Source organism: Anaerobacterium chartisolvens (assembly GCF_003337415.1).
In the GTDB taxonomy this organism is placed as follows: Bacteria; Bacillota; Clostridia; order Acetivibrionales; family DSM-27016; genus Anaerobacterium; species Anaerobacterium chartisolvens.
The window spans coordinates 1-14,064 of the sequence record NZ_QPJT01000008.1 but is presented as its reverse complement, the minus strand read 5'-3'; the positions used below and the strand labels follow the sequence as shown (position 1 = coordinate 14,064).

Below are 14,064 nucleotides of genomic sequence, written 5' to 3'. Positions count from 1 at the left end.
TTTGTGCTTAAAGAAGCTTAAATAAAAAACAAGGTTATTAAAAATATAGCCGTGTTTTTTTTATTTAAGCTTTTACTGTATAAAAACAGTAGCGGCCCCCTTTCTAAATTGAAATGCTTGTCTAAATTTAACTCAAATAAATAAATGTATTTTGATTAAAATAGGGAAGAGGAGGTGTTTTAAATTGATTAAAAATGTCAAAACAGGTGGTACTGTTTTTTTAGGATTTTGCTTAATAACTACTATGCTTAGTGCGTGCGATGCAGGAAGAACATCGCGTTTACCTGATCAGCAACAACAAAACGTGCAGCAGCAGGGGATTGAAAGAGATAACTTGCTTGGCATTGCACCACAGCCTGAAGATGGTGGAACATCTGGTATGAATCCAGGAAACAATCAGGGAGCCAACCCCGGAGTTAATCAAGGAGCCAATCCAGGAGTCAACCAGCCAGACCAACAAATGGCTCCAGACAGGCAAAAGGCTGAAAATATCAAAAATCAATTAAGGGATATAACAGAAATTGCAGATGCAAATGTAATAGTCATGGGAAATACTGCTTTAGTTGGTTATAAGCCTTCCGGAAATATGGGAGATAGCAATGCAGCTAAGAATATGATAATCAGCAAAGTAAAAAAGATTGACAGAACTATTACTAATGTATCAGTAAGCGAGCAGCCTGACATGATGAACAGAATGAATCGGCTTGGAGAGGACATTACAAACAACAGGCCAATGAATGATATTACTAACGAGTTTAATCAAATTATGCGCGGAATAACCACGCCAGCTCATTAAAGAGGTTATGCGAATAGGAAAATTGCAAGTGATGAACTTGCAATTTTCCTATTATTTAAATTTTTCTGACTATATACAAAAATATAGTATGGAACAGTAAGTAAGGAAGAAAAAGAGGGTGATTAAAAAAGTGGAATATTTAGTAGTAACTATGAGGGTAATAACAATCATGATACTTGCTTTAATTGTAACATTGATTGCGGGCAGAAGAAAAATGGGGGAGCTGCCAATCTTTGATTTTATCGTAATCATTACTTTAGGAGCAGTTATTGGAGCAGACATAGCGGATCCGGAGATACAACATCTCCCGACTGCATATGCCGTTATATTGCTGGTTGGAATACAATATGTATATAGCGTAGTGATTATGAAAAATAAAAAAATAGGACATATGCTAACTTTTGAGCCTGTTATTGTAATAGAGAATGGACAATTTGTAAAAGCTAATCTAAAAAAAATCAAGTATAGTATTGATAATGTTTTGATGATGCTAAGAGAAAAAAATGTTTTTGATGTAAATGAAGTAGAATTTGCTGTAGTAGAATCTACAGGACAAATCAGCGTACTCAAAAAATCTCAGTATCAGCCTATTACTGCTAAGGAGATAAAAGTAAACACAGAATATAAGGGTCTTTCGATTCCTTTGATTGTTGAAGGAGAAGTTTATGAAGAGAACCTAAGTCAACTTAAGCTCGATGTGGATTGGCTGGTGACCAAATTAAAGGAAAAAAACATCGACTCTTTAGAGAGCGTGTTCTTTGCTTCCATTAATACAGAAGGCCAGCTTTATATATCAACAGGTTTGGGAGACACAAAAGATATTCATAATCTTAGGCATTAGAGTATGGAGGTACGCCAGACTGTGCTAACACTTCAAGAATTGGTTAATATAATTAAATCGATATGTGTTACAATTGACTATACAAATTAGACTTCGGATTATTTTATAGTTGAGATTACAGAACTAGTGAGAACAAGGAATTATAAGGAAATATTAAAGAGATTGAAAGGTTTAAAGGACTCTTTCAACCTCTCTAATGTATATACTGTAAATGATTGTCAAATAGCACGGTAATCTACTGCTAAATTTAATATAAATAAAATTAATATTTTTGCTATTTTAGCCCAGTCTGATGTCGCTGTACACTTACAAGAGATTAATTTATATCTTTTTCCCAATATAAAATACATATCCATAATACTGCTTGTACTTTAAATATAAGTCTGCCTCACGCTTCATAAATGCAATCATATCCTCAGCGATTTTATTCCCCCTATGTTTTTTCAAAAATTCCTCTTGTCTTGCTTTTTGCGGGATAAAATAATTGTCTATCCAACAACTTTCAGGCAGCGTAAATGCGGCAACAGGAATATAGCCTGTTTTTTGCATGATGGAAATATTATGCGCTATTGTGCTGATTTCAGGAACTGCGTCCACCCACCACTTCTCAATTTCATCAGGGCGTTCGTCAGTAAACCATGACTCATATGTTACGGCAATATAACCATCTTTTTTGAGGAACCCCTTCCAGTGATTCAAGCCCTTTTCAAAACCTATATTGGCAATAGCCCCCTCAGACCATATAAGCTCAAATTCTTCATTCTGAAACGGCAAATTATCCATTGAACCGACAATACCTTTTACCCTGTCCTGCAAACCAAGCTTTCCCGCTGTTGCGTTAAGCTTATCAATAGAACCGGCATAAAGGTCGAGGGCGGTGATGGTTGCTTCTGTATTTTGTGCCAGAACCATTGTTTGAGTGCCTGTGCCGCAGCCTAAATCGGCAATTTTTGTTTTGTTTGAAAGGTTACCGATAAAACCTAATGCCCTGATGGTTTCTTCAGGACTGCCGGGTCCCTGCCGTTCAAGCTCTGTGAAAAATTCATTGATGAGGGCAAATTCAAATTCGTGGATTGTTATTTCTTCCATTGTTCATACTCCTTATTTTGTGATTATACCTTTTGTTTTACTCCTTATCATAATTCAATTATACCCTACTTCTTTTATAAAGGCTCCCTTCTAAACGATACAGAAACAAAAAATCGACATAGCAATGTGACGGAGTTGTTGACATCACATCTTGTGTGAACGGGGATATCCCAAAGGAATTCGTTGATTTTTTGAGGAACAGCCATGACTTTTCCGACACAGGACAATGCATGAAAACAAAATTTCATCAATATCCAACTATTTATTTTTTGTTTCATACCATTGAACCGCAATGGATCTTTTTTCATAATATATATCCAGAAATTTTGTGCTGATACCGTGCTTGTCATATCCTCCGGTTCCTCTCTGGTATATGGACAAAGCAATGTCCCGCTTCTTTTTTCCTTCCAATCCTTTAACCCTCTTGTCTGCCAATATCCAACCGTACATGGCAGTTCCCCAATTAATGTTAATTGTTCCGTCAAGGGGTTTATTTTTGGTTTTAAGTGTGGCAGCAAGGTTTGCACAGTTTCCAGTGCTTATTTGAAAATAGCCGTGATATTTGCCTGTAGTGCATTTTTCATTGAAATTGCTCTCGGTATAAATAAGAGCCAGCATATCAATATAATCAATATTTCTTTTTTGGCAACAATCCCACAGCAGCTTCTGATGATCTTTTTGCATTGGGTTCTTCTTGCTGTACCATAAATTCTCATCAACCTTGTCGGAATTTTTGGTATCATCCTTGAGATCAGCTTTATCATCACTTTTCGGGACATTATCGTCAGTATCAATATTCTGCGAGGAAGTGTTTTCATCAGGACTTCCTGAATTTTCTGCCGATTCCGTAACAGCCGGCCCGGTAGTATGGTCGTCGGGGTCATCGGTATCTTGGCCTTCTTTTAAGCCAGCCTCTTCGGTCTGAGAATCGGATTTGTTTTTTGTATCCTTTTCAGAGACTAAAACTTTATCTGTAGTAAGTGTATTCGAAAGTGCATAAGCTTGATGTGGAGATAAACATCCCAAGATGAAACAAACAGCAGCTACGACGGTTAAAAGTCCTTTACTTTTCCTCAAATCTGCTCTCCCCATTCGAAATATATTATAACAGTAGTACAAACATTATATCAATATTCCTTTAATATGGGAAGATTTTTCTATTTTTTAAGGTTATGATATAATATTTATCTGCAAGGCATTTGATTATTATAATAGACGAAAGCGGTGATTGATAATGAAAATAATTGAAACAGAAAGACTGTATCTGAGGGAGCTGCAAATTGCTGACACAAAAGAATTAATGAAAGTCCTTTCTGATCCTGAGTCTATGCAATACTATCCCGCGCCGTTTAGTAAAGAAAAGGTAGAAGGGTGGATTCAATGGAATATTGAAAACTATAAAAAATATAAGCATGGACTATGGGGTGTAATATTAAGAGAAGGTGATGTGTTTATTGGCGATTGCGGCATAACAATGCAAAATATAGACGATGAGGCAGTACCAGAGATCGGCTTTCATATTATTAAAGAATATTGTAATAAGGGATTTGCAACGGAAGCTGCTCTTGCCTGTAAAAAATATGCATTTGAAGTTTTAAATTATCCTAAAATATTTTCATACTGCACAGTGCGGAATACCCCCTCACAAAAAGTTGCTAATAAAATAGGATTGCAGTTTTATAAATATTTTGAGAAATTTGGTGAAAAACAGGTTGTTCATGTTGCAAATAAGGATTAGATAATTGACATTTGGGATTTTATATAATAAACTGTAAATAATACGGCGTGATGGTAAAAGATGTGATGAAAGGGAGGTGGAAGGCATGAACGATAAAACAACCGATATGGATCTTCTTGCTTTAAGGTTAAAGGAATCTTTTCAAGCCTCAGCATTTAGGCTGAATACAGATTATATTACGAAAATGAATTCCGATTGTCCTAACGGATGTAAGGTTGATTGCCCGGGAGGCTGTCTGGAGGGGTGTATACCCGGAGGAAAGTAGTGTTTAAAAATGTAATATAAAGGACATTATTTAAGAGGAAGCTATGCTAAAAGATAATAGTTTATTAAGTGCCGGGATGGAACCTATTTCTAGTCCCGATTCCAAACCAAAAGTAATTTCACCTTGGCGCATTAGGAATGATGTTAAAAATCTGGTAGTATATAAATGTATAACTGCAGAAGTCATATACAAGGTTTTGTCTCCTGTTGAGGCTATAATAGTTCCGTTTTTCAACGGACAGAATACAAAAATTGAAATTTATCGCTACTGGCTTGACATTAATAATGCCAGTCAGGAAAGCATCAACGATCTTACCTGTATTTTTACAAGAGTAATGGATATTTTAGAGAAAAGCGAGTTTGTTTCAGAGGATGGAGAGTTAAGTCCTACATTTACCGACGGCAGTGATTTGGTGCCGGATTTTAAAAGCTACAGCTTTCCTGTCAATCGCCTGGAAAGACCAATATCTGTAAGTCTGGAAATAACAAATAATTGTGCAACGGATTGTATATATTGCTACGCCGAAAGACTGCCTTGCAGGGAGCTGGATTTTAATCAAATAAAGAGCATTATTAAGGATCTTTATGAAAATGATATATATATCGTAGATGTAGGTGGAGCAGATGTCTTTACCCGATGGGATGCATTTCAAATATTAGAGGAAATGGTTAATCATAAATTTGTCTTTTTTCTTTCAACCAAGGTTCATATTACATATGAAGCAGCGGAGAGGCTTGCAGCACTCGGTATCGGAATACGCGATGCAAAGCCGCATTTGAAGAGAATTCTGCAAATAAGCATTGACAGTGCTGATAGTGAAATTGCAAGCTTCCTTGTCAAGCGAAGGAATTATCTTGAAACAAGTGTGGACAGTGTAAAGAACTGTGTGAAAGCAGGAGTATACCCAAGAATAAAATGTGTTCTGACAAGCTACAATGCCGGTGCTGCAAGAGGATTGGTAGAAAAGTTTTATCCTCTGGGAGTTGAAGAATTTCAATTTGTCCATTATGGAAGAAGCTTTTTCAGACATGATGACAGCCTATTCCTGTCGTTTGAGGATAAGCTGAGGCTGATTGAAACTGCTGGGGCACTGCGCAAGGAGTATCCGCAATTAAAATTTACATTTCAGGAGGATAAAAATACCGGTGCTCCCATAAGAAAAAGCAAGGAACAGTGGGAAAACCGTTCCATATGCTCCGGAGGCCGCACAAGTATGCGTATGAAGCCTAATGGAGATATAATGCTATGTGAACAGATTCCCCACAAAACGGAATTTACAATGGGAAATTTATTGGATTCCAGCGTTGTGGAAATATGGAATTCCAATAGTATCAGAGATTTCTTATATGCTCCGAGAGATATGTTTAAAGATACGGCATGTGAAAAATGTATTTATTTTGAAACATGTCATTTTGAAAAGGGCTATTGCTACAGGGATTCTTTATCGAACTTTAACACTGTTTTTGACGCTCCGGCGGATTGCCCGTACCAGAGCAAGGATGGAATACGTCAGACGTAACAGGGGATACGGCAGGCTGTGTGAAAACTATTTTGAATGAAATTGTAAAGCTTTGTCCTTGCAGAAAAACAGCGGAGGAATCTTGGGGACGGATTCTTATGCTTCCGTAGCGCAGCGTAGGACTGAAAGGAAAGCAGAAGAACCGTACCCCATGATGCCGCAGCGGTGACAAGCTGGAATTTTCCAAACAATTTTAGGGTTTTCACACAGTCTGACGTCCCCTAATAAAAATAAGGGAGATGTATGTTAAATGTTTAGGTTGGGGAAAATGATGCGAATAGGAGCATTTGTTATGGGCATAGCATTAATTTTGACAGCAGCGGCACCCTCTGGAATTGCTTCCGCTGCATTAAGCAGTCCTGCTTCTTTAGGTACTTCAGCAGATGGCACATCATTGGGTGCCGCGTTGATTTACGGGGACTGCGACAATGACGGAGATGTTGATTCGTCGGATTTTGCGTGGTTCAAGCAGTATTTGCTTACACCGGGATATACATATATCAGCAGTCTGGATCTTAATATCGACAATTCAGTAAATTCGATTGACTTTGCCATAATGAAACAGTACCTGCTGGGTATAATAGACACTCTGCCTTATGGCAATTCCGGCGATACCGAGGCGCCTACAGCACCGACGGCACTTGAGTGCACTTCAAAGACTGTCAATTCCGTGGCTCTTAAATGGTCCGCATCCTCCGATAATTTGGGTGTGACGGGCTATGAAATTTATAAGGACGGGGTACCGGCAGGAACAAGCTATACAACAAGCTATACTGTGACAGGCTTAAATGCGGGTACTCTATACAGCTTTACAGTGATTGCCAGAGATGCGGCCGGGAATCTCTCCCCTGCGAGCAGTGCGTTACAGGTTACCACGCAGTTTAATTCCAACGCAAAGCTTATAGCATTGACCTTTGATGACGGCCCAAGCCCCGTAACATCACTTATACTTGACAAGCTTGAGCAATATAACATAACCGCCTCATTCTTTGTCATCGGGCAAAATATAAACGACGAGACAAAGTCCATACTGCAAAGACAATTAAGCTTGGGATGCGAAATTAATAATCATTCTTGGACTCATTCCTATATGAGCGGGATGACCGCTGCTCAAATAACGGATGAGATAAATAAAACCAGTAACGCAATATACCATGCTGTGGGAGTATGGCCAAAATTCTTCAGGCCGCCGTATATGTCAATAAGCAACACAATGTATGAAACCATTGAGCTTCCCTTTATCTGCGGAATATCCTGCAACGATTGGGAGCCTTCAGTTAGTGCGGAGGCCAGAGCGGCAGCAATTCTTAATAGTGTCCGGGAGGGAGATATTATACTTCTTCACGATTTTTACGGAAATACACAGACTGTTGACGCACTCGATGCTATTATACAGGGATTGCTGGACAAGGGATTTAGCTTTGTGACGGTGAGTGAGATGTTTGAGCAAAAGGGTGTAAACCCCAATGTAAAGTACAGATTATGGACCAATGTAGCCAAATAGTGACCTGTAACAGAAAAGGGCATAATTATTCTAAGCTTAAGAAAAACTATTTTTATATTATATTTTCAGAAGCAGCAAAAGGAGATGAATCAATGGCGAAAGCAGGAATGAGAAGACCCGACCCCAAAGATCCTCATGGAACCGAGAGCAATCATAAAACTCATATCCCTAAAAATGACTTGCCGCCTGTGCCTGAAATACAGGGCAAGGCAAAGAACGGAAAGGAAAAGGCAAGGCCCGTTTAAAATGACAAAGGCGCTTGCTGTTACCGGGAAAATGCCGGGCAGCAAGCGCCTTATTTGTTTTTTAAACTATATAGTTTAGGCTTTTACATATCGGATAACGGAGGATGTAAAATAATATCCTCCAGAATAATTTCTACTCTAACTATAAAAGCATATATACCTGTAGAAGGCGCTTGTGATTTTAGTTAGCTTAAATTATATCCCGGTCACGCATTCCGGGGAAATTATTCTTCCGGAAATTATTTTACATCGCTTTTAGATGGTTTGTATCCTAATTTAACTAAAATGAAGTTATGGTGCCAAGGATATACATTTTAAGTAATGTGACATCGACGGAATTAACATTGCCGTCTCCATTCACATCTGCTCTGCTATAAGCCTCCTGGTCTAGCTCAATGGATCCAAGCAGGTATTTCTTAACAATTGCAAAGTCGATTGAGTCAACAGTTCCGTTATTGTCGACATCGCCGGCAATTCCGCCCGATGCGACGGGCTCAATTCCATATTTCAGAGCACCCTTCACATAAGCTGTAATTTTGTTGTTATCCCCGAAGCTATCTGCCATGGCAGAATCAAACGAGTAGTCATTTTTCTGATTGTAGTCCGATGCGCCTTCTATTCTGAATGGTATTGTCCCGGTACTTCCGCCCGGTGCGAGCTTACCTGCGCCATTTGCAAATGAGATTTCGCAATACGTGTCGGCATTGGGAACAGGATTGCTTATACCCGATAAATTGCCCTTTACCTTTTCAGCCCCGAAGACTGCGTATTCACATGTAAAGGAGTTCTGCTGGTTTCCGTCGCTTGTAAACCAGTAGCGTACCTTTATATCCGATAAATCTATAGTGGAGGTTCCTGTGTTTTTAATGTTTATTGTTGCCCTTATTACATTTTTAGTGGAATCAATTGTTCCGCCTTTGTAGGAGACGCTGATTGATGGCGGAGTAGGGTCGGGGTCCTCGTCGTCGGGGATAGGATCCAGCTTGGGCGCCTCTTCACCGTATACCTTAACCCCATCCAAATATAAGGGAATATTTTGAGTTAAGGCATAAGTTCCTGTAACGCCCTTTCTACTGTAGTCGTTTGTAGGATCCCAGTGGGTAAGGTAACTGGAGTCCTGCTTTGCCCTGAACGAAATTTGCAGCTCTCTGTCGCCGTATATTTTGCTTCCGCTCCAGTCGAATTCATAATAGTATGTACCACCTTCGTCCCATTTAAAAGGCCCTCTGTATTTAATAGGGTCCTGCTGCATGGAAATCTGCTGGTCATATTCAATAGCAAATATCACATCATCTATACTCTGATCGTGCTTTAGGAACTCACTTATATTAAAGAAATATCTAACCATCATTCCTGTTTCATAATGGGGAGGCTGACTGGATTCGTTATGTATTTTTAAAACTATCTGCGTACTGTCGTGCGTTTCCCTTTCTATACGCGCCTCACAATAGTAATCGTCGGTTCTTTCTTCCTTATGCGGGAAATTTGGTATCGGCTGGTGCCCCTCTCCGTAGTACTGGTACAGACCTGCACACGCACCGACGAAGGCGGCGTTATAGTCGACGGCAACCTCATTGTAGGCATATTCGGTAGTTGAATCTATATGGTAATCACTTGCATCAGGTCCACCGGACAAGGCTCCCCATAAAATATGCCTGTGCTCCTCGGGGTCGTTCATGCTGTTTGTTTTTGAACCATGAGCCGCCCTGTGGTGGGGATGCTTTGCGGAAGGCAGACCCTGTTCATAGCCGTAGCCCACTATATATGAGTAGCCCATGGGGTTTCTTCCCATGATGTATTCCATTTGGTTTTTTGCCCACGCCCCGAAGTCCGTCCTCTCAGGATGGTTTTTCATATATACAAGCGCCGAGAGCTGAGCCGCGGTGTTGTAACGGGCAGATCCCCAGCCGTTAATCATCGTATACCCGGCGGGCGACGGCTTGGCATAATTCTTGTCATTGGGGTCTTGGTGCTTTGCCATTCCGCCCGACAAATACTCTACATTCCATCTGGCGATAAAATCAAACAATTCATTATCAGGAATCAGTTGATTCAGCTTTAGGAAGGTTCCTCCCCATACGGCATCCCAGCAATGCACCCACGAGTTATACCAGGTATTGGTATTGTAAGTCTCCGGGATTATTCTTTTCATATACCCTGTGTAGTTTCCTTTGGCGTCAACCGAATCTATATCCCTTATATAGTCTATGTTCCCGGTACACTCATATAGCCATGCCGCAGCCCATGCCAGCTCATCCTCATCATAATCGGAGGTATAATAGCCGTCACCGGCAGCTTTACCCCTGTATTTCTTTGCAAAATCATACAAGGCCTTTGCCACAGTCAGACACCTCTCTGCGTATTCAGGCTCATCATCCTTAAAATTCAAATAAGAGGTTGCAAGTGCTGCTGAAGTGCTGGCGCAAACATCACTCCCGGGGGTTTCGGCAGTAGCAAAATCCGCGGGTCTGGATTTGGTGAACTGTTCCGGATACAGCTCCGGCGGGCCCCAGTAGCAATGATCCTCATCTCCTTCTCCTACCATGTAGCAGAAAGCAATGATATCCCCGCTTTCATCAAGGAAGGAGCAGCGCAGGAAGGTATCGGTAAATTCCTTTAGAAGCTCAATCATATGCTCCTCTTCACCTATTGCCTTGAAGGCGTCCCTGAACTCATTAAAGCCCCATCCCATGGTGCCGGCGGTATAGCTCTGAGGAAGTCCGAACCGCACATGGTCTCCGGCATCGTGGAAGCCTCCGTGTACATCCACTGTTCCGTCTCCATCGGGATCAAGTATGCTTCTGTACTTTTGTATAAAAGCATCCGAAAGGTTTGTATTCTCAAATGGGATATTGGCGTCCCCTTCATGGCAGGAGCCCCTCCACTCAAGCCTTCCGCCCTTGTCATAGCCGGCGGCGGCACCGCACTTTTCAGCATCATAAAAATAAAGTGATTTTTGCAGGGCTTCGGCAAAATTAAAGTGATTGTAATTCTCCCAGCCCTCGGCGGGTGTAAAGGACCAGGGAGATGCTTCTGCCGCTATCGCACCCGATGTAAAAAGCTGTCCGAAAATCATGACAACCAGCAAAAGGATTGACAGCATCCCTCGCCTTTTGATAGGCCTTCCTTTACTTTTGTTTTGCACACTGTACATTTTTAACTGCCTCCTTTAAAAACAATATTTTACTCGTGCTTTTTTAACACAATAAATTCCCAGTAAACCGATAAATGCAAATAAGGTGTTATGGGGCAGCTAACTACCTACGGTTAGCTAGCTACCGACAGGTAGTTTATCAATTCTACCGAGCAAATATAGCTTTAGATTGGCAAAATCTATTGAGTTTACCGTTCCGTCCTTATTAACGTCTGCATTTTCCAAAATTATTCCGTCATCCCCCATGCCCAACAGGTATTTCTTTAGAAGAGCAAAATCAACTGAATTTACCTGCCCGTCATTGTTTAAATCTCCATACAAAATGTCTGCCCCACCTGATGGATCATTACCGTAGACCTTAACACCGTTCTTGTATATAGGAATGTTCTCCATTTTAGTATAGGTGCTGGTTAAGCCTGCCGCAGAAAAGTCGTTTGAAGGATCCCACAGCTTATTTTCATAATTGTAAACGGCAAATTGCACATAGGTTCTCGCATACAGCGCGCTGTTCGGGAAGGTTATTTCTACATAATAAATATTCTTCTCCTCATCCCACGGCTTAATTGAAGATATCTGAGCGTTGGCAGGCGAATAGTACACCTTGGTGGTGAATTTGGAGGGATTAATTCCTATTGAAGTATATTCCGATAAGTCCATGAAATACTTATAGGACAAGTCGGCTTCGTATTGTGGAGGGGATGTGGCAATATTGTACAAATTAAGGTCAATAGTAACGCCTTCTGAATTTTCCTTGTATATTTTAGCTTCAGTGTAGTATTTGGTGGGTTGGCCTTCAATGCCGGGAATGGGTTCGGGAAGCTGATCCTCTCCAAGGTATTTGGACATTCCGGCCAGTGCGCCTACAAGCCCTGCGTTGTAATCCAAACCTGTTTCAGAATAGACGTACTCGTTCACGTTGTCATGGTATTCATCGTTTATGTCCGCTCCGCCAACGAGAGCGCCATACAGTATATGTCTCTCGGGTGATTCCTTCTTTTCGTCGGCGGGAGGGCCTTCAAGCATTCCGCTTGCCGCTCTGTGGTGGGGAAATTTGGGATAGTTATCGCCGAAGCCCACCATGTAAGACATTTTGTTGGGGTTCTTGCCAAGGATATAGTCGATTTGGCCCTTTGCAAAGTCAAGGTATTTTTGATCCTTTTCGCCGGTTTCCTTGTAGTATATAAGCTGAACCATGCTTTCTGCGGCAGGATACTTGCAAACCCCCCAACTGTCCAGATATTTAATGCCTCCGGGAGTAGTTGTTATCCTGTTCTGCCAGTAATCCATATGTTCCTCTGCGATTGCCTTGTATTTTGGGTTGGGTGAAAGTGTTGCAAGCTTTGTGAACACTCCTGTCATGACATAGTCCCAGCACTGTGTCCAGTGGTCGTTAAAGGAGTTATCGCCGCTGATGTTTTTCTCAACCATAAGCTTTTCGACATTATCCATGTATACGGCATCACCTGTTGCAACATACAGCCATATTGAGCCCCACATAAGCTCGTCCAGGTAATCTCTGGGGAGGTAGTAGCTTTGCCCCTTACTGTTTCCCCTATAGGTCATGCCGAAGGTATAAAGATCCTTTGCGTAAGTCAGGCATTTTTCGGCGTATGCGGCATCCTTGTCCTTATAGTTCAAGTACATGAGCGCCAGTGCCGCTGCGGCATCTCCCGCCACATCAGAACCGGGGTTTGAAGGCGTTGCCACATAGTAGGCAGGCCTGTCATTTGTCTGCAACTCAGGCGGACCCCAGTATTGATGGTCTACATCTCCGTCACCTAACTGATAATAAAATGTTGTTTTGTTTGGAAAGCATTTAATGAAGTAGTCGCAAAAGTGTTTTAAAATATTCAACATATACTCATCCTGACCTTTTGCGATGAAAGCATCCTCGAACTCATAGTAAGCCCATGCAAGAGTGGAAGCTGAAGCGCATTGAGGCAGCCCGAACTTGACATGATCTCCGCAGTCGTGAAACCCTCCTGTAAGATCGAGCCCAACGTCCTTGCCGTCATCAACATGACATGGGCCGCGCCATTTTATCCTGTTGTTTCCTGCATCAGGACCGCACCAGTTTGCTTCGTAGAACAGAATTGACTTGGCGAATGCATCGACGTAGTTAAAATTTGTTTCCTCCTGAGACATAACTGATTGTGGAATCATGCCTACCAAAAAAATGATAAGCAGGATAAGTACACCTATCCTTTTCATCTCTTAACCCCCTTAAATTTTTGAAATGTGAATTTTATCTTTTGTAATCTGGAATTGCGTCTAATGACAATATGGCTGCTGTTAAGCTGTGGCAGGAATTATCAGGCGGATTTTGTGCATATGTAAATATGGGTGTGTGTAATATAAGAACTGGCAGGTTGCGCGGAAACTGTTGCGAACCGGCGGCCTTAAAAGGATGGAAATTGTGAGGCGTTTGCTGTATGTTGTGCTCTTGTCAAATGATTTTAACGGGGAATCCTTTGATTTTGTTTTATTTTCACCTTCTTTCCGTTCAAATAATGCTTGTACTGAACTTGCCGGCATTCCTCGCCTTTTACTGCCTGTCCCAAACCAGAGCAGAGAAGCAGATAGCAATTATAAGTTGCATAACGCTTCCAATTTTTATATGCTATTGATAGTATATCTTAATATGCTGAAATTTTCAAATAAATTTTTATGAAACCACGGAAGACAGCATCCTTCAGATGATGGATGTGTATACGTAGGACTGCCCAAACCTGAGTATACTAAGGTTTGGGCAGAGGGGGGATGTTTACTTTCCTACAAAGCTATTTCCCGTCTTTAGACTTTAACACCATAATTTTTTAGGAGAAACCAGCATACAAAACTCAGGAAATCGGCGCAAATACGCGCTTTTTTTATTCCAAAAACACTTGAAAAAATAATATTTTTAGTGTATAA

General features: G+C 41.0%; 11 protein-coding genes. 7 read left to right on the top strand and 4 right to left on the bottom strand.

What is annotated here, in order from left to right:
• The first annotated feature begins 184 nt into the window (after window positions 1-184).
• Together DFR58_RS08285 and DFR58_RS08280 are read left to right on the top strand one after the other, a co-directional pair.
• A complete protein-coding gene (locus DFR58_RS08285) occupies window positions 185-796 on the top strand; it encodes a YhcN/YlaJ family sporulation lipoprotein (protein WP_114297361.1) in 612 nt (203 codons plus the stop codon).
• 118 nt (window positions 797-914) lie between these two features.
• On the top strand, window positions 915-1,637 hold the full coding sequence (locus DFR58_RS08280; RefSeq protein ID WP_341457392.1) for a YetF domain-containing protein: 723 nt from the start codon (window positions 915-917) through the stop codon (window positions 1,635-1,637).
• Window positions 1,638-1,958: 321 nt separating this feature from the next.
• Here DFR58_RS08280 and DFR58_RS08275 read toward each other — a convergent pair whose 3' ends face one another.
• The gene (locus DFR58_RS08275; RefSeq protein ID WP_114297360.1) at window positions 1,959-2,726 is read right to left on the bottom strand and encodes a class I SAM-dependent methyltransferase; all 768 of its coding nucleotides are present in this window, start codon (window positions 2,724-2,726) and stop codon (window positions 1,959-1,961) included.
• Window positions 2,727-2,984: 258 nt separating this feature from the next.
• Window positions 2,985-3,803: a hypothetical protein gene (locus DFR58_RS08270; RefSeq protein WP_114297359.1), complete on the bottom strand. Its 819-nt coding sequence runs from the start codon at window positions 3,801-3,803 to the stop codon at window positions 2,985-2,987.
• Window positions 3,804-3,960: 157 nt separating this feature from the next.
• Here DFR58_RS08270 and DFR58_RS08265 point away from each other — a divergent pair, with 157 nt between their 5' ends.
• The 5 genes from DFR58_RS08265 (at window position 3,961) to DFR58_RS21800 (ending at window position 7,997) form a co-directional block, all read left to right on the top strand.
• Entirely contained in the window at window positions 3,961-4,464 is a 504-nt protein-coding gene (locus DFR58_RS08265; RefSeq protein WP_114297358.1) for a GNAT family N-acetyltransferase, read from the top strand.
• An 85-nt stretch (window positions 4,465-4,549) separates the two neighbouring features.
• Window positions 4,550-4,729, top strand: a complete 180-nt coding sequence (locus DFR58_RS08260) for a hypothetical protein (protein WP_114297357.1) — start codon at window positions 4,550-4,552, stop codon at window positions 4,727-4,729.
• A gap of 76 nt (window positions 4,730-4,805) precedes the next feature.
• On the top strand, window positions 4,806-6,248 hold the full coding sequence (locus DFR58_RS08255) for a radical SAM/SPASM domain-containing protein (protein WP_207659167.1): 1,443 nt from the start codon (window positions 4,806-4,808) through the stop codon (window positions 6,246-6,248).
• A 292-nt stretch (window positions 6,249-6,540) separates the two neighbouring features.
• Entirely contained in the window at window positions 6,541-7,752 is a 1,212-nt protein-coding gene (locus tag DFR58_RS08250; protein ID WP_207659164.1) for a polysaccharide deacetylase family protein, read from the top strand.
• 92 nt (window positions 7,753-7,844) lie between these two features.
• The gene (locus DFR58_RS21800) at window positions 7,845-7,997 is read left to right on the top strand and encodes a hypothetical protein (protein ID WP_170138083.1); all 153 of its coding nucleotides are present in this window, start codon (window positions 7,845-7,847) and stop codon (window positions 7,995-7,997) included.
• 280 nt (window positions 7,998-8,277) lie between these two features.
• Here the strand turns inward: DFR58_RS21800 and DFR58_RS08240 are convergent, their stop codons facing one another.
• A complete protein-coding gene (locus DFR58_RS08240; RefSeq protein WP_114297353.1) occupies window positions 8,278-11,151 on the bottom strand; it encodes a glycoside hydrolase family 9 protein in 2,874 nt (957 codons plus the stop codon).
• Window positions 11,152-11,268: 117 nt separating this feature from the next.
• On the bottom strand, window positions 11,269-13,362 hold the full coding sequence (locus DFR58_RS08235) for a glycoside hydrolase family 9 protein (RefSeq protein WP_114297352.1): 2,094 nt from the start codon (window positions 13,360-13,362) through the stop codon (window positions 11,269-11,271).
• Window positions 13,363-14,064: the final 702 nt, after the last annotated feature.

What these genes read in the sequence shown, in the direction of transcription:
- DFR58_RS08265 (WP_114297358.1), top strand. Translation starts at nt 3,961, where the DNA reads ATGAAAATAATTGAAACAGAAAGACTGTATCTGAGGGAGCTGCAAATT.
- DFR58_RS21800 (WP_170138083.1), top strand. Translation starts at nt 7,845, where the DNA reads ATGGCGAAAGCAGGAATGAGAAGACCCGACCCCAAAGATCCTCATGGA.
- DFR58_RS08250 (WP_207659164.1), top strand. Translation starts at nt 6,541, where the DNA reads ATGGGCATAGCATTAATTTTGACAGCAGCGGCACCCTCTGGAATTGCT.
- DFR58_RS08235 (WP_114297352.1), bottom strand. Translation starts at nt 13,362, where the DNA reads ATGAAAAGGATAGGTGTACTTATCCTGCTTATCATTTTTTTGGTAGGC.
- DFR58_RS08255 (WP_207659167.1), top strand. Translation starts at nt 4,806, where the DNA reads ATGGAACCTATTTCTAGTCCCGATTCCAAACCAAAAGTAATTTCACCT.
- DFR58_RS08240 (WP_114297353.1), bottom strand. Translation starts at nt 11,151, where the DNA reads ATGTACAGTGTGCAAAACAAAAGTAAAGGAAGGCCTATCAAAAGGCGA.
- DFR58_RS08260 (WP_114297357.1), top strand. Translation starts at nt 4,550, where the DNA reads ATGAACGATAAAACAACCGATATGGATCTTCTTGCTTTAAGGTTAAAG.
- DFR58_RS08275 (WP_114297360.1), bottom strand. Translation starts at nt 2,726, where the DNA reads ATGGAAGAAATAACAATCCACGAATTTGAATTTGCCCTCATCAATGAA.